General features: G+C 60.1%; 22 protein-coding genes. 10 read left to right on the top strand and 12 right to left on the bottom strand.

What is annotated here, in order from left to right; translation table 11 throughout:
- Positions 1–2: 2 nt before the first annotated feature.
- The 3 genes from JFU58_RS05455 to JFU58_RS05445 all read right to left on the bottom strand — a co-directional run bounded on the left by JFU58_RS05455 (position 3) and on the right by JFU58_RS05445 (position 3,855).
- A complete protein-coding gene (locus tag JFU58_RS05455; RefSeq protein ID WP_201125214.1) occupies positions 3–1,718 on the bottom strand; it encodes a proline--tRNA ligase in 1,716 nt (571 codons plus the stop codon).
- A 198-nt stretch (positions 1,719–1,916) separates the two neighbouring features.
- Positions 1,917–3,449: an AmpG family muropeptide MFS transporter gene (locus tag JFU58_RS05450; protein ID WP_063027527.1), complete on the bottom strand. Its 1,533-nt coding sequence runs from the start codon at positions 3,447–3,449 to the stop codon at positions 1,917–1,919.
- Positions 3,450–3,492: 43 nt separating this feature from the next.
- Positions 3,493–3,855, bottom strand: a complete 363-nt coding sequence (locus tag JFU58_RS05445; RefSeq protein WP_063027529.1) for an MGMT family protein — start codon at positions 3,853–3,855, stop codon at positions 3,493–3,495.
- Positions 3,856–4,009: 154 nt separating this feature from the next.
- Here JFU58_RS05445 and JFU58_RS05440 point away from each other — a divergent pair, with 154 nt between their 5' ends.
- Positions 4,010–5,017, top strand: a complete 1,008-nt coding sequence (locus tag JFU58_RS05440) for a DUF481 domain-containing protein (RefSeq protein ID WP_063027531.1) — start codon at positions 4,010–4,012, stop codon at positions 5,015–5,017.
- Positions 5,018–5,047: 30 nt separating this feature from the next.
- On the opposite strand, the gene JFU58_RS05435 is transcribed toward JFU58_RS05440, so the two are convergent.
- The gene (locus JFU58_RS05435) at positions 5,048–5,812 is read right to left on the bottom strand and encodes an SDR family oxidoreductase (protein WP_201140009.1); all 765 of its coding nucleotides are present in this window, start codon (positions 5,810–5,812) and stop codon (positions 5,048–5,050) included.
- Positions 5,813–5,881: 69 nt separating this feature from the next.
- Between JFU58_RS05435 and JFU58_RS05430 the strand changes: the two genes are divergently transcribed.
- From JFU58_RS05430 to groL, 4 genes are all read left to right on the top strand, one after another.
- Positions 5,882–6,613 (top strand): HugZ family pyridoxamine 5'-phosphate oxidase, encoded by a 732-nt coding sequence (locus JFU58_RS05430; RefSeq protein ID WP_063027535.1) that lies wholly within the window; start codon positions 5,882–5,884, stop codon positions 6,611–6,613.
- Positions 6,614–6,679: 66 nt separating this feature from the next.
- Positions 6,680–7,156, top strand: coding sequence for an FxsA family protein (locus JFU58_RS05425; protein WP_008433587.1), 477 nt, complete (start codon positions 6,680–6,682; stop codon positions 7,154–7,156).
- Between the two features lie 248 nt (positions 7,157–7,404).
- Entirely contained in the window at positions 7,405–7,701 is a 297-nt protein-coding gene (locus JFU58_RS05420) for a co-chaperone GroES (protein ID WP_003208599.1), read from the top strand.
- 50 nt (positions 7,702–7,751) lie between these two features.
- Complete coding sequence (groL, locus tag JFU58_RS05415) at positions 7,752–9,395, top strand: chaperonin GroEL (protein ID WP_003208597.1); 1,644 nt, start codon at positions 7,752–7,754, stop codon at positions 9,393–9,395.
- A 141-nt stretch (positions 9,396–9,536) separates the two neighbouring features.
- On the opposite strand, the gene JFU58_RS05410 is transcribed toward groL, so the two are convergent.
- From JFU58_RS05410 to JFU58_RS05390, 5 genes are all read right to left on the bottom strand, one after another.
- Positions 9,537–10,964: a glycosyl hydrolase family 8 gene (locus JFU58_RS05410; RefSeq protein WP_201140007.1), complete on the bottom strand. Its 1,428-nt coding sequence runs from the start codon at positions 10,962–10,964 to the stop codon at positions 9,537–9,539.
- 85 nt (positions 10,965–11,049) lie between these two features.
- Positions 11,050–12,345, bottom strand: coding sequence for a sensor histidine kinase (locus JFU58_RS05405; RefSeq protein ID WP_201140005.1), 1,296 nt, complete (start codon positions 12,343–12,345; stop codon positions 11,050–11,052).
- Positions 12,335–13,033 carry a response regulator transcription factor gene (locus JFU58_RS05400; protein ID WP_063027542.1) on the bottom strand — a complete coding sequence of 233 codons (699 nt, stop codon included), beginning with the start codon at positions 13,031–13,033 and terminating at the stop codon, positions 12,335–12,337. Before JFU58_RS05400 ends, JFU58_RS05405 begins: the two co-directional genes overlap by 11 nt.
- 74 nt (positions 13,034–13,107) lie before the next feature.
- A complete protein-coding gene (locus tag JFU58_RS05395) occupies positions 13,108–13,851 on the bottom strand; it encodes a phosphatase PAP2 family protein (RefSeq protein ID WP_201140003.1) in 744 nt (247 codons plus the stop codon).
- Between the two features lie 54 nt (positions 13,852–13,905).
- A complete protein-coding gene (locus JFU58_RS05390; protein ID WP_201140001.1) occupies positions 13,906–15,855 on the bottom strand; it encodes an LTA synthase family protein in 1,950 nt (649 codons plus the stop codon).
- Positions 15,856–16,056: 201 nt separating this feature from the next.
- Between JFU58_RS05390 and colR the strand changes: the two genes are divergently transcribed.
- The 5 genes from colR (at position 16,057) to JFU58_RS05365 (ending at position 19,830) form a co-directional block, all read left to right on the top strand.
- Positions 16,057–16,740: a two-component system response regulator ColR gene (gene colR / locus JFU58_RS05385; protein WP_017480190.1), complete on the top strand. Its 684-nt coding sequence runs from the start codon at positions 16,057–16,059 to the stop codon at positions 16,738–16,740.
- Entirely contained in the window at positions 16,730–18,010 is a 1,281-nt protein-coding gene (locus tag JFU58_RS05380; protein ID WP_063027547.1) for a sensor histidine kinase, read from the top strand. Before colR ends, JFU58_RS05380 begins: the two co-directional genes overlap by 11 nt.
- Positions 18,011–18,198: 188 nt before the next feature.
- Positions 18,199–18,879, top strand: coding sequence for a class I SAM-dependent methyltransferase (locus tag JFU58_RS05375; RefSeq protein ID WP_017480192.1), 681 nt, complete (start codon positions 18,199–18,201; stop codon positions 18,877–18,879).
- 4 nt (positions 18,880–18,883) lie between these two features.
- Entirely contained in the window at positions 18,884–19,600 is a 717-nt protein-coding gene (locus JFU58_RS05370) for a lipopolysaccharide kinase InaA family protein (RefSeq protein ID WP_023659223.1), read from the top strand.
- Complete coding sequence (locus JFU58_RS05365) at positions 19,600–19,830, top strand: hypothetical protein (RefSeq protein WP_008433604.1); 231 nt, start codon at positions 19,600–19,602, stop codon at positions 19,828–19,830. Before JFU58_RS05370 ends, JFU58_RS05365 begins: the two co-directional genes overlap by 1 nt.
- Positions 19,831–20,728: 898 nt before the next feature.
- Here JFU58_RS05365 and JFU58_RS05360 read toward each other — a convergent pair.
- From JFU58_RS05360 to JFU58_RS05350, 3 genes are read right to left on the bottom strand one after another with little or no spacing between them, the layout of a single operon-like run.
- The gene (locus JFU58_RS05360) at positions 20,729–21,826 is read right to left on the bottom strand and encodes a DUF1513 domain-containing protein (protein ID WP_177071339.1); all 1,098 of its coding nucleotides are present in this window, start codon (positions 21,824–21,826) and stop codon (positions 20,729–20,731) included.
- Between the two features lie 2 nt (positions 21,827–21,828).
- Positions 21,829–22,893, bottom strand: coding sequence for an imelysin family protein (locus JFU58_RS05355; RefSeq protein WP_093205602.1), 1,065 nt, complete (start codon positions 22,891–22,893; stop codon positions 21,829–21,831).
- Positions 22,894–22,924: 31 nt separating this feature from the next.
- Positions 22,925–24,352, bottom strand: a complete 1,428-nt coding sequence (locus tag JFU58_RS05350; RefSeq protein WP_201139999.1) for a di-heme oxidoreductase family protein — start codon at positions 24,350–24,352, stop codon at positions 22,925–22,927.
- Positions 24,353–24,449: the final 97 nt, after the last annotated feature.

Genomic DNA, 24,449 nt, shown 5'->3' with positions numbered 1-24,449 from the left:
TTTCAGCGACGAATACGCGCCTGAAGGAAAGACAGCACGTCAGCCACCGGCAACGGTTGGGCTTCGGCTTCGGTCCGGCTCTTGTATTCCAGGTTGCCATCGGCCAGGCCGCGGTCACTGACCACGATCCGGTGCGGGATGCCAATCAGTTCCATGTCGGCGAACTTGATGCCCGGGCTGGTTTTCTTGTCCCGATCATCCAGCAGCACTTCAAAACCGGCCGCCGTGAGTTCGGCATACAGTTTGTCGGTGGCTTCGCGTACTTGCTCGGTTTCGTAGCGCAGCGGTACCAGGGCAACCTGGAATGGCGCCAGGGCGTCGCTCCAGATGATGCCTTTCTCATCGTTGTTCTGCTCGATGGCAGCCGCAACCACGCGGGAAACACCAATGCCGTAGCAGCCCATTTCCAGGGTGATCGGCTTGCCGTTCTCGCCCAGCACTTCGCACTTCATCGCCTTGCTGTACTTGTTGCCCAGCTGGAAGATGTGCCCGACTTCGATGCCGCGCTTGATTTCCAGGGTACCCTTGCCGTCCGGGCTCGGGTCGCCGGCCACCACGTTGCGCAGGTCGGCCACGGTCGGAACCGGCAGGTCACGTTCCCAGTTCACGCCGAAGTAGTGCTTGTCATCGATGTTCGCGCCAATGCCGAAGTCGCTCATCAGCGCAACCGAACGGTCGATGATGATTGGCAACGGCAGGTTCAGCGGGCCGAGGGAACCCGCACCGGCGCCAATGGCGTCGCGCAGTTCTGAGTCGGTGGCCATGACCAGCGGGCTGGCAACACCAGGCTGCTGGGCGGCTTTGATTTCGTTAAGCTCGTGGTCGCCGCGGATCACCAGGGCGATCAGCTTGCCTTCTTCCTCGGCGCGCACGATCAGGGTCTTGATGGTCTTTTCAATCGGCAGATTGAATTTTTCCACCAGGGCCGCGATGGTCTTGGTCTCAGGCGTGTCCACCAGGCGCAGCTCTTCGCTTGGCGCAGGGCGGGAGGTTTCCCGTGGCACGGCTTCGGCTTTCTCGATGTTCGCCGCGTAGTCGGAACCGTTGCTGAACACGATGTCGTCTTCACCGGATTCGGCCAGCACGTGGAATTCGTGGGAGCCGGCACCGCCGATGGAACCGTTGTCCGCTTCAACCGGGCGGAATTTCAGGCCCAGGCGGGTGAACACGTTGCAGTAGGCGGTGTGCATGCGGTCGTAGGTGACCTGCAGGGACGCCTGGTCAGCGTGGAACGAATAGGCGTCCTTCATGATGAATTCGCGGCCACGCATCAAACCGAAACGTGGGCGGATTTCGTCACGGAATTTGGTCTGGATCTGATACAGGTTGAGGGGCAGCTGCTTGTAGCTGCTCAACTCGTTGCGCATCAGGTCGGTGATCACTTCTTCGTGGGTCGGGCCGGCGCAGAAGTCGCGGCCATGACGATCCTTGAAGCGCAGCAATTCAGGGCCGTACTCTTCCCAGCGCCCGGATTCCTGCCACAGTTCAGCCGGTTGGGTGCTCGGCATCAACACTTCCAGAGAGCCGGCAGCGTTCATTTCTTCACGAACGATGGCTTCGACCTTGCGCATCACCTTCAAACCCATGGGCAGCCAGGTGTACAGGCCCGAGGCCAGTTTGCGGATCATGCCGGCGCGCAGCATCAGTTGGTGACTGATCACGACCGCGTCGGAAGGCGTTTCTTTCTGTGTGGCGAGCAAATATTGACTGGTGCGCATGGTAGGCCGTTGTCGGTTGCTTGGACTTGAAATGACTTGGGATTGTACGGGCGCTTGCCGCCGACGTACAGGCATCTGGTTGCTGGAGCAGGGCTTCTGTGGGAGCTGGCTTGCCTGCGATGCAGGCAACACGGTGTGTCAGTTACACCGCGGTGATGCAATCGCAGGCAAGCCAGCTCCGACATTCACCGCGTGTTTTCAGTCTTCTTTGGTTGGATTCAACCGAATCCGCCGGCTTTCCTGAAACCAGTGCAAGGCGATCAGGATCAGCGTCGGCACACCCAGCAGGCAGGTGATCATGAAGAAGTTGTGGTAACCGAACTTCTCGACCATCACCCCCGAATACCCGCCGATCAAGCGCGGCAGCAGCAACATGATCGAACTGAGCAACGCATATTGGGTGGCAGAGAACTTCAGGTTGGTCAGGCTCGACAAGTACGCGACAAACGCCGAGGTCGCCATGCCTGAACTGAAGTTGTCCAGGGAGATGGTGAAAATCAGCATCTGCAGGTCCGGGCCCATGTCGGCGAGCATCACGAACAGCAGGTTGGTGCCGGCCGATGCAATGCCGCCGATAAACAGGATCGGCAGGATCCCGAAACGCACGATCAGTAGGCCGCCCATACCGGCACCCAGCAGGGTCATGATCAGGCCGAAGACCTTGCTGACGCCGGCGATCTGGTCCTTGGTGAAACCCTGGTCAATATAGAACACGTTGGCCATGACGCCCATCACCGTGTCCGACATGCGATAGGTGGCAATCAGCCCCAACAGCAGGAAGGCCTGCCAGCGGTAGCGCAGGATAAAGTCGTTGACCGGCGTGAGTACCGGCGCCAGGCCCCGGCGGCCCATGGTCGACAGGCACAGGGTGGTCAGGATGATATAGAGGATGGCCCGCAGGAACGCGCGGTCTTCCAGCAACAAGTCGAGCAGGCTGACACCATGGAACAGCACGCTGGCGAAGTCAGTGTTGTACAGCTGGGTGAACATCGCCGGCACCGACACCAACAGCACGATCAACACGAACACCGAGACTAACTGGTGAGCAAAGCTGTAGCGTCCGGCCTGCAATTGGGTACGCAGTGGCACATTGGGTTCGCGCATGAACAGGGTGGTCAGCAGTGCAGGCACCATCAGTACACCAAACAGCACGTAGGTGCCGGTCCATGCCGAGTGCTTGTAATTGAACCCGGTGGAACCGAAGCCTTCAGCAAAAAACAGTGCGCCTGCGGTGGCCAGCAGGGCGGCCACGCGATAACCGGACATATAGCTGGCGGCGAGCGCGGCCTGCTGGCTGTCGTCGGCGATTTCCAGGCGGTAGGCGTCTACCGCAATATCCTGGGTGGCGGAAGCGAAGGCGACGATGACCGCGATAGCGATCAGCCAGGACAGGTGTTTTTGCGGATCGCAGAACCCCATGCCGATCAATCCGAGGATAACCAGCGTCTGGGACAAGACTAACCAGGATCGACGACGTCCGAGCTTGCCGAGCAGTGGCAGGCGCCATTGGTCGAGCAAGGGCGACCAGACCCACTTGAAGGCATAGGCCAGGCCGATCAGGCTCGCGTACCCGATGGTTTCGCGGGCCACACCGGCCTCACGCAACCACACCGAGAGCGTCGAGAACACCAACATGTAAGGCAAGCCGGCAGCAAAGCCGAGCAACAGCAGCACTAACGTCGAGGGGCTGGCATAGGCGGCGAGCGCGGCGCGCCAGGTTTTACGGGGCATGGGCTGGAGTCTGCCTCAGAATTACGCAAATAAAGCGCGCACTCTAACCGCTGTGCTCTACCGGGCGCCAGCCATGACGCTGAATATCAACACGATTGTTCAGGATGCTGACGCCTTCAGCGCGTAAACGCGCGCGTTGCTCGTCCCCTGAGGCACTGCCCACCGGCAGACTTATCCGACCACCGGCACCCAACACGCGGTGCCAGGGCAATTTGGTGTCCTCGGGCAGCTGGCTCAGGGTACGGCCCACCCAGCGTGCGGCACGACCCAAACCGGCGAGGTGCGCCAGCTCCCCATAGCTGATGACGCAACCCTCGGGCACTTGGGCAAGGGTCAGGTACAGCACGGTGCGGCGCATTTCGGCCGGGCTTTGCGGGGCGTCGGTCGTTTTGTTCACGGTGGGCATATCCGATGAAAATATCCGTCTATTCGTGGGAAATGTCTGCAAATGTAACGCTGGGAACGGAACTCGATTCAAATACCCGAGTCAGTCCTTGCTAAGAAGTTATCCAACCCGATAATGCCCGTTTTTTCCGCCAAACTTGAGCCTGTATTCGCTTATGTTGTCCAGAACCCTGCTATGCCTTGCTGTTTTCAGCGCCTCCACCCCGCTGCTCGCCGATACCGTCTGGTTGAAAAATGGTGACCGCCTGACCGGCAAGATCAAGGTTTTCGACGGTGGCAAACTGCTGATCCAGACCGATTATGCCGGCGCCATCCCGGTGGACTGGAAACAGGTCAAGACCCTGGAAAGCGATCAGGAATTGCTGGTCAAGCAGGATGCCTACACCGGCGAGAAAGCCAAATCCCTGAAGGCGGCTGATGACGGCAAGGTCATTCTGGCCAATGGTGAGGCGCCCAAGACTGTCGAACTGGCGAGCATCCAGCAGATCATCAAGCCCAAGCCCGTGATCGAAGACTTGGTGTGGAAGGGCAATGTCGACATGGCGCTGGACTACAAGCGCGCGGAAAAAGACACCAACGACTACGACATCGACTTCAAGACCACCGCCCGCCATGGCCAGTGGCGCCATACCGCCCAGGGCGAATACAACCGCGAATTCCAGGACGACGTGACCACCACCGACAACTGGGCGCTGGAGTACGACCTGGACCGCTTTCTCACCGAACACTGGTTCTGGCAGGGGCGCTTGACCTACAAGCGCGACAAAGTCGAAGACCTGTCTCGCCAGCGCACCGTGGGTACCGGCCCGGGCTACCAATTCTGGGATGACGAACTGGGCGCGTTCTCCCTCGGTTCGTTGGTCAACCGCACTGACTATGAATACCAGGATGGCGGCAAGGACAACTTCTACTCGCTGGCGATGAAGTGGAACTACAACCGCTACCTGGTGGGCAAGTCCGTCGAGTTCTTCACCAATGGCGAGCTGGGCAAGCCGCTGGCAGGGCCATCCGACTATTCCCTGGATGCGGAAATGGGCTTGCGCTACAAAGTCACCGAGTGGGCTTCCCTCAACCTCAAGGCCGAGCGCGACATTATTAGTGGCGACTCGGAAAGCGCGCTGAGCAAGACCCGCTACACCGCAGGGTTCGGCGTCACCTGGTAAAGGGCCACTGGGTAAGGAGTCACCTGGTAATTAAAGGCGCAACCCGCCGTCCATTTCCAGGATCCGCCCGGTGTAGTAGTCATTCTCGAAGATATACGCCGCTGAATGGGCAATCTCCTCAGGCCGCCCCATGCGCTTGAGGGGAATGCCCGACGTCATCTTCTCCAGGGCCTCAGGCTTCATGCCCAGGGTCATCTCCGTCTCGATAAACCCCGGTGCAATGCCCGCCACGCGAATGCCGTAGCGCGCCAGCTCCTTGGCCCAGGTCACGGTGGCGGCTGCTACACCGGCCTTGGCGGCGGAGTAATTGGTCTGGCCGACGTTACCGGTCCGGGAGATCGACGAGATATTGATAATGGTGCCTTGGTTCTTCAGTTCCACCATTTTCGCCGCCACTTCGCGGGTACACAGGAACACCCCGGTGAGGTTCACGTCGATCACCGCCTGCCACTGGGCCAGGCTCATCTTGGTCATCTCGCCATCCTTGACCTTCAGCAGCAGCCCGTCGCGCAAAATCCCTGCGTTGTTGATCAAACCGTTGATCGCGCCGAAGTCTTCTGCGATCTGGGCCACGGTCTGGGTTACCTGTTCTTCATTCGCCACGTTGCACAGATAGGCTCTAGCCTTCACGCCATGGGCCTGGCAGGCGATCACGGCCTGGTCGAGTTTTTCCTGATTGAGGTCCACCAGCGCCAGGTGCGCGCCCTTGGCTGCAAAATACTCGGCCATGGAACGGCCCAAACCCTGGCAACCGCCGGTGATAATGATTACTTTGTCGTTGAGATCCGTTCGCAAGTCCTGTGAGCAGAATTAAGCGGCTACCCAAGTTTGTTTTTTGACGGAATTTATCAAAGGAGTCATAAGTTGAGCGCGCACGTTGCCAAGAATGCCCGAGAACTACTGCTCAAGGAATACCGTGGGGCACTTGCCACCTTGTCCAAGGCCATGCCCGGCTTTCCGTTCGGCTCAGTGGTGCCGTACTGCCTGGACGCCGAGGGCCGGCCGCTGATCCTGATCAGCCGTATCGCCCAGCACACCCATAATTTGCAGAAAGACCCCAAGTGCTCACTGCTGGTGGGGGAGCGTGAGGCGGACGACGTTCAAGCGGTAGGGCGCCTGACCTACCTGGCCGAGGCCGAAAAGCTGGAAGACAGCGCTGAGATTGAAGCCGCAGCCGAGCGTTATTACCGCTATTTCCCGGATTCGGCCAACTACCACAAGGCCCATGATTTTGACTTCTGGGTGCTCAAGCCGGTGCGCCATCGTTATATCGGCGGGTTTGGCGCGATCCACTGGGTCGACCAACTGACCCTGGCCAATCCGTTCGCCGGCAAGGCCGAGCTGAGCATGATCGAACACATGAACAGCGACCATACCAAGGCCATTGCCCACTACGTCGAACTGGCCGGCTTGCCGACCACCGAGCCTGCGCAACTGGCGGGCATCGACAGTGAAGGCATGCACCTGCGCATTGGCCAGGCACTCTACTGGCTGCCCTTTGCCGAGCCTTGCAACACGCCGACACAAGTACGCGAAGCCTTGGTTTTCCTGGCTCACGCCGAGGTGTGGCCGAAAAAAGCGGCCGCTGAAGCTTGAATTCACGAAACGGCGACGTCATCTAAGGTGAAGTAGCAAGGCATTCTTGCGTTGAGGAACCATTTGATGCGCCCTTTTTTGTTGCTTTTTTTGTTATTTCCGGTGCTGGAGCTGTTCGTATTCGTACAAGTCAGCGGGGCCATTGGGTTTTTCCCGGCGCTGCTGCTGATCATTCTCGGCTCGATGCTCGGCGTTCTGGTGCTGCGCGTCGCCGGCCTGGCCACGGCGCTACGTGCCCGTGAAAGCCTGAATCGCGGCGAACTGCCGGCCCAGACCATGCTCGAAGGCTTGATGATGGCATTGGCCGGTGGCCTGTTGATCCTGCCAGGCTTCATCAGCGATGTGGTCGGCCTGGTGATGCTGCTGCCGTTCACTCGTAAGCTGCTGGCGGGCAAGATGCGCCAGCGGGCCGAAGAAGCTGCCATTCGCCAGCGCGCCTTTGCCGACGACCTGCAACCCCGTGGCGGCCCGGCTCCGCGCCAGCCCCTGGGGCGTGAAGGTGACGTGATCGAAGGCGAGTTCGAACACCGCGACCCCAAGTAATCCCCTCACTGGCACGGCACCTGCGGGTGCCGTGCGGCTTTTGAAGCCTCCCCCGACACAAAAAATTTCATCTTGGCACCCTTGTAATAAGCTTATGCGCCCTTATGTAACGGTCACCGCAAGGTTTCTGGTGGCGACACCAGACAGACTTCCGCGTTTCGCGCCGCGAACCGCGACCGGCACCGCCGGAATTTAACCTGCCGGAATTGACACCGGCTGATGAAAAACACAATTAGGAGAGATCGACAATGAGCAAGCTTCGTCCTCTGCATGACCGCGTCGTCATCCGTCGCAGTGAAGAAGAAAAGAAAACCGCTGGCGGTATCGTGCTGCCAGGTTCGGCTGCTGAAAAAGCCAACCACGGTGTGATTCTCGCTGCTGGCCCAGGCAAGACCCTGGAAAACGGTGAAGTACGTGCGCTGGCTGTGAAAGTGGGTGACAAGGTTGTTTTCGGCCCTTACTCCGGCAGCAACACTGTGAAAATCGACGGCGAAGACCTGCTGGTAATGGCTGAGAACGAGATTCTCGCTGTTCTGGAAGGCTGATTTCCCCGCTCATCTTCCCGTTACTACAAAGTATTTAAGGAATATCGATCATGGCTGCTAAAGAAGTTAAATTCGGCGATTCCGCCCGTAAGAAAATGCTCGCCGGTGTCAACGTCCTGGCTGACGCAGTAAAAGCGACCCTGGGCCCTAAAGGCCGTAACGTGATCATCGAGAAGAGCTTCGGCGCTCCGACCATCACCAAGGACGGCGTGTCCGTCGCCAAAGAAATCGAGCTGAAAGATCGCTTCGAAAACATGGGCGCGCAGCTGGTCAAAGACGTTGCCTCCCGTGCCAACGATGACGCAGGCGATGGCACCACCACCGCTACCGTTCTGGCTCAGTCGATCGTCAACGAAGGCCTGAAAGCCGTCGCTGCCGGCATGAACCCGATGGACCTGAAACGCGGCATCGACAAGGCGACCATCGCCATTGTCAAAGAGCTGAAGTCCCTGTCCAAGCCATGCGCTGACACCAAGGCAATCGCTCAGGTCGGCACCATCTCGGCCAACTCCGACAGCTCCATCGGCGACATCATTGCCGAAGCCATGGAAAAAGTCGGTAAAGAAGGCGTGATCACCGTTGAAGAAGGCTCGGGCCTGGAAAACGAACTGTCGGTTGTTGAAGGCATGCAGTTCGACCGTGGCTACCTGTCCCCGTACTTCGTCAACAAGCCAGACACCATGACCGCCGAGCTCGACGGCCCGCTGATCCTGCTGGTTGACAAAAAGATCTCCAACATCCGTGAACTGCTGCCAGTTCTGGAAGCTGTTGCCAAGGCCGGTCGCCCACTGCTGATCGTTTCCGAAGACGTTGAAGGCGAAGCCCTGGCGACTCTGGTTGTGAACAACATGCGCGGTATCGTGAAAGTGGTTGCTGTCAAAGCACCTGGTTTCGGCGATCGTCGCAAGGCCATGCTGCAGGACATCGCTGTTCTGACTGGCGGTACCGTTATCTCCGAAGAGATCGGCCTGAGCCTGGAAAGCGCTACCCTGGAACACCTGGGTAATGCCAAGCGCGTCACCGTGACCAAGGAAAACACCACCGTGATCGACGGTGCTGGTGTTGAAGCTGACATCCAGGCACGTGTTACCCAGATCCGCGCTCAAGTGGCTGATACCACTTCCGACTACGACCGTGAAAAACTGCAAGAGCGTCTGGCCAAGCTGTCCGGCGGCGTTGCAGTGATCAAGGTTGGCGCTGGTTCCGAAGTTGAAATGAAAGAGAAGAAAGCCCGCGTTGAAGACGCCCTGCACGCTACCCGTGCAGCCGTTGAAGAAGGCGTGGTACCTGGCGGTGGCGTGGCACTGGTTCGCGCTCTGCAGGCTATCTCCGAGCTGAAAGGCGACAACGCTGACCAAGACGTCGGTATCGCTCTGCTGCGTCGTGCGGTTGAAGCACCTCTGCGCCAGATCGTTGCCAACTCCGGCGACGAGCCAAGCGTAGTGGTCGACAAGGTCAAGCAGGGTTCGGGTAACTTCGGTTACAACGCTGCTACCGGCGAATACGGCGACATGATCGAAATGGGCATCCTGGACCCAGCTAAAGTGACTCGTTCGGCTCTGCAAGCGGCTTCGTCGATTGCCAGCCTGATGATCACCACTGAAGCAATGATCGCCGAGATCAAAGAAGATGCTCCAGCTGGCGGCGGCATGCCAGACATGGGCGGTATGGGCGGCATGGGCGGCATGATGTAAGCCAGCCTTACCCCGATACTGAAAAAACCCGCCTGCAGCGATGCAGGCGGGTTTTTTTTTGATCGTTGATCTTTGATCGTTCCCACGCTCTGCGTGGGAATGCCGCCAGGGACGCTCCGCGTCCCGCTTTATGCGCACGCTTCAACTGACGCCGCGACGCCCCAGTAGCTTCTTGAACATAAAGCCACGAGTCAGCATCAGCTGCGAGGCAGCCGGCAAAGATGCCACGGGTCTCGGTGCCGCAGGGCCGGATGACGGATGGACAGGCACGTTTGCGGTTTTTTTGAGGGGCGCCGGTTGGGGCCGCTCCCAGTGGCCGGACATGACGACCATGCCCAGCAGTTTGAGGGTGTTGCCGTAGTAATCATGGTCCCGGATGGACCGGCGTTGCAGGTTGTCCCAGATGTTATTGAGCCACAGCTGATTGTCGGGGCTGATCATTGCGCTGACCCCGAGTGCCGCCACAAAGGCCGGCTCATTGTGCGCTTCCTCAATGGCACTGCCGTCGATTCGGTAGCCACTGTTGAAGTTGCCCGGTTCATCGTGGGTCGTGGCGCGTGCCCAGCGGTTGAAGGTGGTCAAGGTGTACAGCGCGCGAGGGTCACCGTACATCAGGTAATCCAGGCCGATGCGCCAGGGGTAACGGGCCGCGTTCCACGAGTAGCCGCCGTCGTATTGACCTTCCACCAGTTCGGGCCGTGCAGGGGTGAGCGAAGTGTCCAAGTGGCTGATGAAGTCCGGCACCAAAGCACTTTTGGCACTGTAGCGCTGGGTAAAGTCGCTGATGATCGAATAGGTCTTGTCGCGCACCGCCTGCCAGCGTTTATCCCCGGTCATGGCGAAAAAGCTGTAGAGGTGCGACTGCATGAAGTCCGAGCTGCGGGTGGTGTACTCAAGCTCCGCGTCGCCATCGGTGCCGGCCCAGTCGCCGAGCATCAGATGCTGAGTCCTGGGGTGCACTTCGTGCTTCATGATCGCCGCCATCACCGTGTTGGCCTCGCTGCGGTAGTCAATGGTGCCTTGGCTGCCCCATTTCTGGTCGGCCAGCAGCAGGGCGTAGGCGATGTCCAGGTCGCCGTCGGTGGCACTGACGTCGCCGCGGAAAGGGTCGGTGGAGTCGCCGCAGCCCTCTATCTGGTTCCAGGCCATCAGGCCGGGATCGGAGGCTGCCGGGTGATCCTGGAAGTAGCGCACCATGCCGTCGAAGATTTTTTGGGCCTCGTCATCGTAGTCGGCCATCATCACCGTAAGCAGCATGCCGTAGCCATGAGCCTCGGACACCGTGATGGTGTTGGGCGCGGCGCCACCGCCCACCGGTTTGTGGTCGGCGTTGACCTTGACGAAATACCGGCCGCTGCCGCAATCCCCTGAGAGATACACCGCCTTCCAGTCCTTGTAGAACGTGACCAATTGTTTATCCATGATCGCCTGGGTCTGGCGATTGGGCAGGATGGTGCCGGGGTAGTAGGGCGCGTGAGCACTCTGGGCCGCGCTGCTGCCTGACCATGAACCGGCGGCCATGCACAGTGATAACAGCAGCGTGGGCAGATGCCGTCTAGGGTGACGCATGAACTGACTCTCCAACCTGATCCAAAGGACAAGGTCGCGAGGTTAGCGGCAGCGCGGACGTTCCACTGTCACAGGCTGTAACAGCCTAACCTGGGCGCAGCGCCAGGGTCAGGGTCAGGCGTGCGCCGCCCAACGGGCTGCGGGTGATCGACAGTTCTCCACGGTGCCAATGGGTGGCGCGCTTGGCCAGCGCCAGGCCCAGGCCAAACCCGCTGGGCTCGTCGCCGCCCATGGCCAGGCGCACGAAGGGTTCGAAGATCTTTTCGCGGTTTTCCGGCAGCACGCCCGGGCCGTCATCATCTACATGCAGCACCAGGTGCTGGTCCTGGCACGCAGCGCTGACGTTCACCCGTTCGCGGGCGTAAGTGATGGCGTTGCTCAGCAGGTTGCGCACGATCAGATGCAGCAGGGCGCGGTCGCCGATCAGTTCGAGGTCGGCCGGCTGGGTGTCCAGGGTCAGCAAACGATGGTGCCCGTCCAGCAGGGCGAACTCCTGCTGCAGCCAGTCGTGGATATTGATCGGCTCATGCTGCAGGTCACTGGGTGCATCGGCCAGCCGGGCAAAGGCGAGGCTGGCGCGAACCAGCGACTCCAGCTCTTCGATGTCGGTTTGCAGGCGCTCTTGCAGGCGGGTGCGGGTGTCGGGGTCGGCACTTTTACTCAGCAGTGCGAGAGCAAACCGCATCCGGGCCAGGGGCGTGCGCAGTTCGTGGGACACCGCCTGGGAAACTTCCCGGTGGCGTTCACCCATCGAGGTGATGTCCTGGGCATGCTTGCGCAAGGTCTGCAGCAGCGGCGCCCATTCCTGGCTCATCGCCGGCAGCAGCGTGTTGGGCGTGCGGGCGAGGGCACTGATACTCGCGTTGAGGGTGTTGAGGTCGTGGGTGTATTGGCGTCGGGCACGCAGGGCGATCCAGAGCAACAGCAACACCGGCAGGCCGGCAACACAGGCGGTCACCCAATACACCGGATATTGCAGCAGGTCCTTCACTTCGGCGGTTCCCCACATGGGGCCGAATTGAATCACCGTGTCATCGTCCAGCGGGAAGTAGGTGACGTCCTCATCACTGTTCTGCGCCGGTTGATGATGGTCGAGCATCACAATGGCTTCGGGGGGCAGCTCGATATCGTCCTTTTTCACCACGCTCACCGGGTACTGAAAGCGTGCTTGCAGCGACTCGACACGCGCCTCCCATTGTTCGGGGGGCAGGGTCTTGAGTTGCTCGGCAACCAGATAACCCGGCCCGGCCATCAGGCGCAGAAAGCTGTAGTCGCCGATAAACACCGCAGCGTTGGTGCACAACCACAACAGGTAAAGGGTGAGGGCGGCCCAACTGGTGCCGGCCGCGATTGCCATCCAGGGGCGCACTTTAGACAGCATGTTGACTCCCGCTCGGGATTTCGACGAACAGGTATCCCTGCGCCGTGATGGTCTGGATGGTCACGGGGCACTCAAGGCTCATCAGTTTCTTGCGCAAGCGCGACACCCGCATATCAATCGAACGGTTCAGGCCGTCGTACTCCAGGCCCCGCAGGCGCTGGAGCAGTTTTTCCCGGGTCAGCAACACGCCGCAGTGACGGGCGAAGATGGCGAGCAACTCGAACTCGGCCACCGAAAACTGCAAGGGCGCCTCGCCAAGCCAGGCGAAGTGGTTGTTCAGGTCCAAGCGAAAAGCGCCCCACTGATAGAAATTGCGGGGCGCCTGGGGATGGCGACGCAGCAGTGAGCGGATCCTCGCGAGCAACAGTTGCGGATCGATCGGCTTGACCACGTAGTCGTCGGCCCCGGCGGCAAACCCCACCAATTGTTCGGCGTTCTCGTCCAGGGCCGTCATCATCAGGATCAGCCCGGGGTAGTGGTCGCGAATCTGTCGGCACAGGGTAAAGCCGTCCATGCCCGGCAGCATCACATCAAGGATCAGCAGCGCCGGCTGTTCCTCGTGAATACGTTGGGCCGCGCGGTCGCCACGGTGTTCTACCGCCACGGTAAACCCTTCGGCGCGCAGGAACTCGGCCGTCAGTGCTGCCAGGGGCAGGTCGTCTTCGATCAGCAGCAGGGTATCGGACATGGCTCAGCGGGATCGTTGCCAAAAAAGTGCGCAGAGTGTTGCGCCCTTGCCCCCGGCGAGGCAAGGGCTGTTCATCAAGGCGTTGCGGGCTGCTTCTGGAAGGCGGGCTGCGGTGCTTTCACCGGCTGGTACAGCAAGAAGTAATAGGCGCCCAAACAAATCAGCCAGCTGAAAATCGCCGTCCACACGTTATGGGAAAGAAAGTGCGCCCCTTGCATCGTCCGGCTCACCGAAAGCACCGTGCCCAGCCCCAGTGCAAACATGAACGCCGAGCGCGCCATCCGCGGCCGACGATCCCTCAGGGCAAAAAACAACGCGAACAAGGCAAACCCCGTCGCCGCATGCCCGCCCGGCCAGCACCGGCCCGGCTTGTCGGTCGGCGGCCGCGGGCTCAGCAGCTCGCTGTAAGTCTCCTGGCCGCCGAACTCCTTGACGCTCCACGGGCATTGCACCCCGGTCACGGTCTTCAACGGCGAAACAAACGAGGTAGCCAGGGCCAGCGAGAGCACCAGGCAGCCCAATTCCCGGCGGTAGGGCTTAAGCCGCTCAACAATAAAGGCCCCGGCAAACCCGGCGATCGCCAGCACCGAAAACACGATCACCATCTGCTTGGCGCGATCGTGAAGAATGTCCTCTAGAAAAAAACTGTGCCGGCCCACAAAGCCGCCTTCGGAGGCGTTGTAAAACAGCTTGGCAACGTCCATGTCCAGCGACGTCAGCTCCAGCAACAGCATGACCACCGCCAGCATGGCTGGCACACCGAGGCACAGCCAAAAATTGAGGGGTTGGGATCCCGGACGAACAGCGATTGCGTGCATGGTGAACTCAGACTCTAAAAAAAGCCCCGGTCAGACCTGGCCGGGGCATTTTGGTTAGCGCGTACTCACTTTGGGAACCTCGTCCTTGGGTACCCTCCAGCTCAACAACTGTTGTTTGTAGCCATAACTGGCGCCCTGGTAGTAAGTAATGGCTCGCTGAATCAACGGGTCATCGCTGCCCACACGGGACTCGTGGCTGTCGCCCAGTGCCTGGTCATGGCGGCGCAGGCCTTGGCGTGGGCTGAGAATCGCCAGGTCATTGCCGTCGAACAACCCCAGGTACTGGTAATTGCCCACCACTACCCGTGGCGGCAACGGGTTGTCTTGCAGCAGGTTGCGGCCGAAAAACGTCGACTCGTAGCTCAGGTTCAGCAAGCCCAGCAGCGTCGGGGCCAGGTCGATCTGGCTGGCCAGCTTCGCGTTCTCGCTGGCGTCCACCAGCTTGGGGGCGTAGATGAACAGTGGGATCTGGTAGTTCACCATCGGCAGGTCTTCCTTGCCCGCGCTGCCGGCTGTGTGGTCGGCGACGAAGATAAAGATTGTGTTGTCGAACCATGGCTTCTGGCGGGCAGCCTCCAGGAACTGGCCGATGGCATGGTCTGTGTACTTCACCGCACCGTCGCGACCGTCGCCGGATTTGATATCAATGCGGCCTGCCGGGTAGGTATACGGGCGGTGGTTGGAGGTGGTCATCAGTTGCAGCAGGAACGGTTGCTGCTTGGCGTAGTCGGCATCTGCCAGTTTCAGCGTCTGTTTATAGAGGTCTTCGTCGGCCATGCCCCAGGCGTTTTTGAAGCTGATTTCCGCTTCAGGCACGCTGCTCTGGTCCACTACGCGGTAGCCGTTGCCACTGAAGAACGCGTTCATGTTGTCAAAGTAGCCACGGCCGCCGTATACAAACACGCTGTCATAGCCGATGGCATTGAGCTGTTGGCCCAGGCTGCCGAAACCGCTTTCGCGGCCGATGCGCTTGACGATCGAACGTCCCGGCGTCGGTGGAATGGCCAGGGTGATGGCTTCCAGGCCACGGTCGGTGCGGGTGCCAGTGGCGTAGAAGTTATTGAAGTACAGGCTCTGTTTGCGCAGCGCGTCGAGGTTGGGTGTCAGGTTATTCGGGTCGCCGTTGCTGCCCATGTACTTGGCACTGAAGCTTTCGATGGTCACCAGTACGATATTGGGTTTGCGCAGCGTGCCCGGGTTGGTAATGGCGCGACGGATATCCAGCGGATCCGTGCCGATAAACCGTGCGTTGGGTTCGCTGAGTTCGGCGCGCAACTGCTTGGCGACGACATCGGTTGGCAGGCTCTTGTAGAACTGGTTGTAGTCCAGCTCGTTATTACGGAAGGCGGCGAAGAACTGATAGGGGCCGTTGCTGGCCAGTTCGTTGTTGTAGGCGTTACCGCCTTGGCTGCGCGGGCTGTCCTGATTGATCAGTTGCAGGCTCAGGCCGGCCACCACCAACAAGCCAAGGGCGCTGAGCAGCCGTTTGCGCATTGCAGGCAACGGCGAATTCATCGCCGCGTTGAACGGTTTACGCAACGCCAGGCTCAAGACTATCGCCAAGACTGCCAGCAGGCTCAGCAGCTTGCCGATCGGATAAGACTCCAGCAGGTTGTTCAGCACCTCTTTGGAGTAAACCAGGTAATCCACGGCAATAAAGTTGAAGCGCACGCCGAACTCGTCCCAGAACAACCACTCGGCCACGCTGGTAAAGAGCATGGCGAACAGGCTGACGGTCAGTACCGCTTGCAGGAACCAGCGATGGCCACGGCGACGCCACATCCCTGGTGGGCACAGCAGCAAATACAGGCCCAGGGGCAGGGCGGCGTAGGCGAGGAAACCGAGGTCATAGAGCAGGCCCACGCCGAATACCGGCAGCAGGTTACCGCTTACTTCATCCAGATGGGTTACCAGCAGCAGAATGCGGGTTAGTAGAAAAACAACCAGCCATGCACCGGTCACCAACAGCAAATAGCGCATTGGCGCCGTTTTTGGGAAACCCATGTCAATGTTCCTTATTTTCGATGGGCGCGATCTTCGCGCTGACACTGTAGTCAGGTTGTGAACCTATAGTGAAAAACTCGTTAAGTCTCGCAATCGGTTGAAAAGAGTAATGGACACGGCCTTCAGCCCTAGCCCTGAGTCATACTTGGCCTTAAGCTGCGCGAGCCAACACGGCCGTTACCGCGTACGGAGACACTGCCCATGCGAATTTTATTGGTTGAAGACAACCGCGATATTCTGGCCAACCTGGCCGATTACCTGGGGCTGAAGGGCTACACCGTGGATTGCGCGCAGGACGGCTTGTCAGGCCTGCACTTGGCTGCCACCGAGCATTACGACCTGATCGTGCTCGACATCATGCTGCCTGGCATCGATGGCTACACCCTGTGCAAACGCCTGCGCGAAGACGCACGGCGCGACACGCCGGTGATCATGCTCACCGCTCGCGACCAACTGGATGACCGGCTGCAGGGCTTCAAGTCCGGCGCCGATGACTACCTGCTCAAGCCGTTTGCGCTGTCGGAATTGGCCGCGCGTATCGAAGCGGTACTGCGCCGTGCCCAGGGCGGCGGTCGCCGGACCTTGCAGGTCGGTGATCTGAATTATGACCTCGACACCCTGGAAGTCACCCGCGAAGGGCGCCTGCTCAAGCTCAACCCGGTTGGCCTGAAGCTGCTGGCGGTGCTGATGCAAAAGAGCCCTCACGTATTGCGCCGTGAAATTCTCGAAGAAGCCCTGTGGGGCGATGACTGCCCGGACAGCGACAGCTTGCGCAGCCATGTCCATCAACTGCGTCAGGTAATTGATAAACCCTTCGCCAAACCGTTGCTGCAAACGGTTCACGGTGTGGGTTATCGCCTGGCCGAGGGTCGTGATGGAGTTTAAGCAAAGCCTTGCCCAGCGGATCATCATCGCCTTCGCCTTGATGAGCGCGTTGGTGGCGGGGGCCTTCGCCATGGGCATCGTCGCCACGGTGCACCTGGTGGAAGAAAAGCTCATTTCGGCGGGCCTGGGCGGTGACTTGCAACGCCTGCTGCTGATGGACAGCGTCGAGGACTGGAGCCACCGTCCCGAGCCCGACCAATTGTTCTACTTCAGCGGCGGCCCTGGCGATTTTGAGTTGCCCAAGGACTTGCGCCATCTCGACGCCGGTTTCCATGAGGTATTCCGCGAACAGCTTTCCTACCACGCGATGGTCGAAATCGTCGACGGTCGCCGCTATGTGCTGCTGCAAGACCAGAGCGACTTCGAAGAGCGCGAGCGCGTGCTGTTCGCCGTGGTGCTGGTGGGGTTTGTGCTCAGCCTGGCGTTGGCGGTATTCCTCGGCTGGGTACTGGCGCGCAAGGTCATGGCCCCGGTGGTCCGCCTAGCCCGCCAAGTGCGTCATCGCGACCAGTTACTCGGCCTGGCGCCGCCCCTGGCCCCGGATTACGCGGCGGATGAGGTCGGTGAACTGGCCGTGGCCTTCGACGCGACCCTGGGCCGCTTGCGCCAGGCGTTGTCCCGGGAGCAGCTGTTTACCAGTGATGTCAGCCACGAGTTGCGCACCCCGCTGATGGTGCTCGCCAGTTCCTGCGAACTGTTGCTGGAGAACCCGGCAATTGACCAGCGCGGCCGTAACCAGGTCGAACGGATTGCACGGGCCTGTGAAGAAATGCGCGAACTGGTACAGACCTTCCTGATGCTGGCCCGTGCCCAGCGTGAGGAGGCTGGCATGTCGCCCCAAGCCAACCTGGCCCAGGTGGCCGATGATCTGCTGGGGATCTGGCGTGAGCCGATTGAGCGCAAAGGCCTTGAGCTGATTTATCAGCCCGGCGCGCCCTTGGATACCCGTTACAACGCGACCTTCCTGCACGCGGTGATGGGTAATCTGCTGCGCAATGCACTGCATTACACCGAACATGGCTTTATTCGCCTCACCCTGGAGCCGAGCGGCTTTGTGGTGGAGGACTCCGGTGTCGGGATACCTGAAGACAAGCGCGAAGCGATGTTCGAGCCGTTTGTACGCGGCAGCGAGAAGCGTGGCGAAGGACTGGGATTGGGGTTGTCCCTGGTTCAGCGGATCTGCGAGAACCAAGGCTGGAGCGTCAGCCTCAGTACCATGGAGCCCAATGGCTGCCGCTTTCATGTGGAGTTGAGTCAGGTCAAGGCCTAGTACCTGCTCTGCCGCTAACCTGCGGCAGACTTCCTCATTTTCGCCGAAGATGGCACCATGCTATGACTTGTATCTGCAAAGTTTTGTAATGTATACGATTCGACAGGACAAGTTTTTCACAATGTGTTGACCTGTTGATCACGGGACGCTTCTTAAGGTTGTAGGCATCAGTAACTGGAGACCCGGTGATGCCTACCCCGATCAAGCTTGAATTTTCCGAAAAGTACGACGATCAACACGCGCAGAATTATTTGCTCAAACATCAGGACAATCTGGCTCGCCGGTTGTCCCACAAACGCGACGAGCAACTGGCGCGTGGTGCGTTAGCCATGGCGGGTGAGCCTGGCCTGGTGCTGGACTTGCCATGTGGGGCTGGGCGTTTCTGGCCTTTGCTGGCAGAAAAGCCCAACCGCGTGATCATCGGTGCCGACAATTCAGAGTCGATGCTGAAGATCGCCACGGTCGCCCAACCGGCGGATGTGGTGAAACGGGTACGGCCCTTGCAAACGTCTGCGTTTGATATCGATTTGCCGGATAACGCGGTCGACAGCATTTTCTGCATGCGCTTGATGCACCACATCGGTGACCCTGAGCACAGGCTGGCAATACTGCGCGAATTTCAGCGTGTTACCCGAGACAGCGTGATTATCTCGTTGTGGGTGGACGGCAACTTCAAGGCCTGGAAACGCAAGCGTGCCGAAGTGCGGCGTCGCAACAAAGGTGAGCAACAAGGTTACCAAAATCGGTTCGTGTTACCGGCTGCTACTGTTGAGGCAGAGTTTGAACAAGCCGGTTTCCGTGTTCAGGAATCTCTGGACTTCATACCGCTCTACGCCATGTGGCGAGTGTATGTATTGCGCAAGAGGTAACAGGATGGCTGTCGAGTGTTTACCAGGTAGTGAAGTAGCTCCCGAGGAGCGATTTGATTATTTCTGGCGCCAGCAGGGCGAGTGGGTCGAAGAGCCCAATCGTCGTCGCGGCGGTGAAAGTGGTGTGCAACGGGTGACGGGCACCAATGGTCGTTTGCTCTATAGCAAGCGCCAGACGGGCCATATCTACCGCAGTTGGCTCCATCCTTTTGGACGCCCCACTGTGTTACGTGAACGCGATGCCCTGAAGGGCCTGCGTTTGCTGGATGTACGTGTGCCGGAACTGGTGTTCTGCGAAGCCCGTCGCGATCCTGAGCACCAATGGAAGGCGTTGTTGGTGACGGCGTCGCTGGACGGTTTCGACGAGATCGAAAACTGGTACGCCGCGGGTGGTCGTGAGCAGTATGGCGAGTTGGTGCATGAGCGTTTGCTCAAGGAACTCGCGGGTACGTTGGCTCGGATGCACAAGGGCCGTTGGCAGCATGGTTGCCTGTATATCAAGCACATCTTTGTGCGGGTGACGGGTGAGGGTGACGCGGCGAAGGTTGAAGTGGCGCTGTTGGACTTCGAGAAGTGCCGCCAGCGCTTGACCGCTTTGCGGGCGGCGCGGCATGACATGTTGCAGTTGCGCCGCCATTCGTCGTGGAATGCTACGGACTGGCAGAAACTCAGCTACTTTTACGAGACGGCGTTTGGCAGCGCTATCAAAGGTTTAACGTAATGAAGCTAGAAATTGCACGAGGTTTGTTTCTGTTGGGGGCGTTGGGCATAGCGGCCCTCGCCCTGGCTGCCTGGGAGCAGCCCCGGACACAAGTCCTCAGTGCGGTACAGGGTGTCGGGCAGCAGTGCCCGATGCCGCGGATCGCCAAGGTCGGTGTTGCGGCCAAGCCTGATCATGAGTTGTTGTTGTTCATGTTTGGGATGTCCCAAGGGATGAGGCCACAGAGTTGAAGAGATTGAAGCCCAAATAAAAGGCCTCGCTAGTTCGAGGCCTTTTATTTGGGCTTGGGTTTTTGGGGTTGGTTGGTTGATCGAGTACATATCCGTTGCTGCGGTAACGGCTACTTAGGGTTCCGCTCTTACAGCGGGTCACTTTTGGCAAACGCCCGGAATGCCGGCCCAGCCAAAAGTAACCAAAAGGTCTTTGCCCCACCACTCGGTGCCTCGCTAAGGCTCGGCATGCCCGCACTCCGGCCCGATTCCGCGGGCCGCCGCGACGGGCCATCCATGGCCCGGCGCGGCTAAATCGGCATCCCTGCCGATTTACCCGCTCCACCGTGCCTGCTTGCGGCCATCGTGGTTAACGGGGCCCGCAGATCAAAATCAAAAGCAGATCAAGAGCACAGCGGCCTACCGGCCGGCTTGAGTGTTAAGAGCGAAAGCAGAGCTGCTTTTCTGTGGGAGCTGGCTTGCCTGCGATGCAGACAACTCGGTACATCAGGTACACCCAGTTGATGCCATCGCAGGCAAGCCAGCTCCCACATTTGACCGTGCCCGCTTTATATTTTGATTTGGTTTTTGCTCTTCAACACTCAAGCCGGCCGGGAGGCCGCTGTGCTTTTGATCTTGATCTTAGGCGCCCCGTTAACCACGCTGGCCGAACGCAGGCTTTGGAGCGTGGGTAACCCGGCAGGACGCCGGGTTAGCCGTCCTGGGCCAAGGATGGCCCATGACGGCGGCCCACGGTCCAAAGCCGGAGTGAGGGCACACCGAGCCTAAGCGAGGTGCCGAGTGGTGGGGCAAGAGCGTTTTGCTTACTTTTGCGCTTTTCAAAAGTGAGCCTCTGTAAGAGCGGAACCCATAGCAGCCCTGACCGCAGCAACGGATATGCCCCCCATCAGCCCCCCGATCAAACCAGATGCAGATGGTTATCCCAAAGCCCCGCCGGCAACTCCAGCGGCTTGGCCACCAACGGCACCTGCCGACAATCATAAAACCGGCAACGCCCCTGCCCGGAAGTCACTACAAACCCGTCAGCCACCGCACCCACCCCGGCACAATCCGGCAACGGCCCGTCCAGCAGCAACTCCGCGCTGTCCATGTTCCAGATAAAGAACCGATTCCCCCGAGGCGCCGTCAGCGCCACCAGCCGCAACTCACTGTGCACCGCAACGCTGGCCGTGTAATGCCCCATGGCCTGCAACTGCTCATCCGCCACCGGAAACGCCACAAACGGCTGCCCCGGTCGCTTGATCGCCAGCAACTCCGACCGCTCATGAGACGCCCCCATGAACTGCTGCCCCGCGAGGATCGTCCCGTCGCTGGCAATCCCCATATGCCGCACACTATTCATCTGCTGGCTCAGGGTTTCCTTACTCAGCAGCGTCCCGTCGCGCTTCATCAGAACCAGGCTCGGCTCCATGGCATTCAGGTTCATCTCCACCCGGCTCTCCGCCTCGGTACGAATCCCGCCGTTAGCCACCACCAGCGTCTCACCGTCAGGCATCCACGACACCTGATGCGGCCCGATCCCATGGGTAGAAATCTCCCCGGTGTGCACCAACCGCTCACCCTCGAACCGATATACCCCAAGCAAGCCGCGCCCCGGATCAGACGTGTCGTTTTCCGTGGCATACAACCACTCGCCATCCTTGTGCACCACCGCGTGCCCATAAAAGTGTCGATTGGCCTTCGAGGTGATGGTCTGCAGCAGCGCCCCGTCGCGCAAGTCGATCAGGTAGCTCTCGGTGCCCGGCCGGCGGGCGACAAACAGCGCAATCGGCAGCGTCGGGTGGTTGATGATGTCGTGACAGCGCTGACCGACCTGGGTGGCAAACACCTGCTTGCCGTCCAGGTGGAAGCCGACGGCGTAGTGTTTGCCATCACTGTCATCACGCGCCGAGAGCAGCAGCGGGCTTTTGCCCTTCTGCTTGAACAGCGTCCAGCCACCCAGGGTAATTGCACTGAGCAGCACGCTGCCGAGGGCCAAAGCCTGTCGCCTGAGCATCATCAGTCACCGTCGTTGGCGTTAAAGCCCAGTTGGATGCCCAGCGCTTTGGCCAGATCGCCTTCGTGCAGGCGGTGGACCACGTTGAGGCTGTCGTAGATATCGTTGAGTTGCTGGCGCCCGGCATCGTCGGCCAGCAGTTCATTCAGCGTACGCTGGTTGCTGGCGAACAGTTTCAGGGACGCGGCATACGCGGCGTCGATCTTGTCAGCCAATGGCTTTTGATCGGCAGGCAACAGGCCGCGCAGGCCTTTGTTGTCGACGCCGATCCAGACGGTCTGGGCGGCAGCCAGGCTGGCTTCCAGGCTTTGCAGGGACGACTGGCTGCGCCACGCATCGGCCTGGAACGGTTGCGGGATGCCCTTGGTCTGGCGGCCCATCGGGGTGCCGAGTTTTTTCTTCAGGGTGTCCAGCGCAGTCACTTGAACCCGCAGCAGGTCGGCGATGGCTTCGTGGGAATCGGCGTAGCGCTGGTTAGGAAACTTGGTCATCTGCGCCAGCATGCCGTCGGTGCTGTTCCAGCTCGACAGGATTTCTTCGGCCAGCAGTTTCTGGCGTTCGCCGATGGCTACCAGCAACGGGCAGTAACGGGCTTTTTGCGTCTCGTCCGCCAGATCGGTCTTGGCGTCGTAGAGGATGTATTCGTAGGCCGACAGGCCCTGCACCACGACGCTGGATTTGGCCAGGGCGGCGGCGTCGATCTGTGGTTGGGCAGTCACCAGTTGCTCGACTTGACGACCCACCAGGTTTTTCTTGTCCGGCCAGAACTGCACCTGCCACGAGCGGTTGCCCTCGGCCAGCGGGCCGATCAGCAGTGGTTGCAACTCGGCCCAAGCCTTTTGTGCGTGCAGGAAGTCGGCACGGGCGGTCTCCAGGCTTTCCTTGCCCTGGCAATAGGCCAGGGCGCTGACGGCCAGTTGGCGGTCGGCTTCAACCCAGCGGCTGTAGGTGGGCAGGATCACTTGCTTGGCGATGGCCGCCGAGGTCACCGCTTGCGGGTCCTGGGGCGAGCACGCACCGAGGGCGAGGGCGGCCAGGCTGGTGAACAACAACTTGGGACGGAACATGTCGAGCTCCCTTCTGTAATTAGGACAAAACTTATAAAGAATTCAGAAATGCCAGCAACGCGGCGCGCTGCTCGGCATTGAACGACAACACATGCTGCTGCGCCGCCTGGGCTTCACCGCCGTGCCACAGCACGGCCTCCATCAGGTTACGGGCGCGGCCGTCATGTAAAAACTGGGTGTGGCCACTGACGGCTTGCGTCAGACCAATGCCCCACAACGGCGGCGTGCGCCAGTCGCGGCCACTGGCCTTGAATTCGGTACGGTTGTCGGCGAGGCCGTCGCCCATGTCGTGCAGCAGCAAGTCGCTGTAGGGGCGAATCACTTGGTTGGCCAATTCAGGTTCGGCGGCCGTTGGCGCCGTGGTGAACTGCGGTGTGTGGCAGCCCTGGCAGCCAGCCTGGTAGAACAGGTTTTTTCCGGCCAGCACCTGCGGTGCGTTGACGTCGCGGCGGCCCGGGACGGCCAGGTTGCGGGTGTAGAACAGCACCAGGCGCAGGATGTTGTCGCTGACCTCAGGCTCGCCGTCCGGGCCATTGCCGTTGGGCGCCTGTTTGCAGGCGACTTGTGTATCGGTGCAGTCATCGAAGGGTCTCAGGGACGTGGTGAGGCCCATATCACCAGAAAACGCGTGAACATTTTGTTGATTGAGGTTCGGTTGCCCGGCTTTCCAGCCAAATCGACCGAGGACGGTCTTGTGTTGCGCGTCGTCCCAGACCCAGTTCGCACGTCCGACGATGGCTTCCTTGTCGGCGGTTTTCGGGTCGGTGTTGCGCAGGATATCGGCGTCGGGGATGGCTTCCAGCAGCCCCAGGCCGATCATCGGCGGGGCAACCCGGGCCGAGAAGCGCGTGTCGGGGTGCATCGGGCCGTAGCCCAGCTGGGTGATTTGCAGCGCTGGCTTGCGCAACTCGACGACGGTGCCGTCCTTGAAGCTGACGTTGACCGGTGTGTAGTCGACCCGCACCTTGCCTTCCGGGGCGACGCCAGGCACGGCCATGTCCTGCAATTGCCCACCGTAGACTGGCTCGGGGACGACACCCAGTTGCTCGATGACCTTGGCATAGGGCGGTGCATCGGGGATCGACAGGCGTACCAGCATCGACACCGCGTTGGCTGCATCGGGCAGCGGCGGATGACCACGGCCATCCTTGATATGGCAGTTCTGGCACGCATTGGTGTTGAACAGCGGCCCCAGCCCATCGCGGGCAGTGGTGGTAGACGGGGCAATCACCCAGGGGCTGCGGAAGAAACTGTTGCCCACGCTGAAGTCCAGGCGCCGGGTCGGGGACAGGTTGGCCGAGGGCAGCGAGAAGGCGTTCTGGTCGGTCTTCCTGACCGTTGTCGCGCCGCCAGCCCTTGCTTCACCCGGCTCAGCCTTGGTGAATCGCGGGGCGTCATCGCAGGCACTCAGGCTCAGGGCCATCAACAGTGCAGACAGGCGAAGGGGCGAACGGGACATCAGTCTTCCTGAACGTGGGCTGAAAATAAGGCCGCAAAGTCTAACAGGGCAGGGCGGTTTGAATAAGAGCAATTATCGTTTGGTGGTATCCGATTCA

It is taken from the genome of Pseudomonas sp. TH34, from assembly GCF_016650865.1.
Taxonomy (GTDB): Bacteria; Pseudomonadota; Gammaproteobacteria; order Pseudomonadales; family Pseudomonadaceae; genus Aquipseudomonas; species Aquipseudomonas yamanorum.
This window is presented reverse-complemented; position numbering and strand designations above follow the sequence as displayed.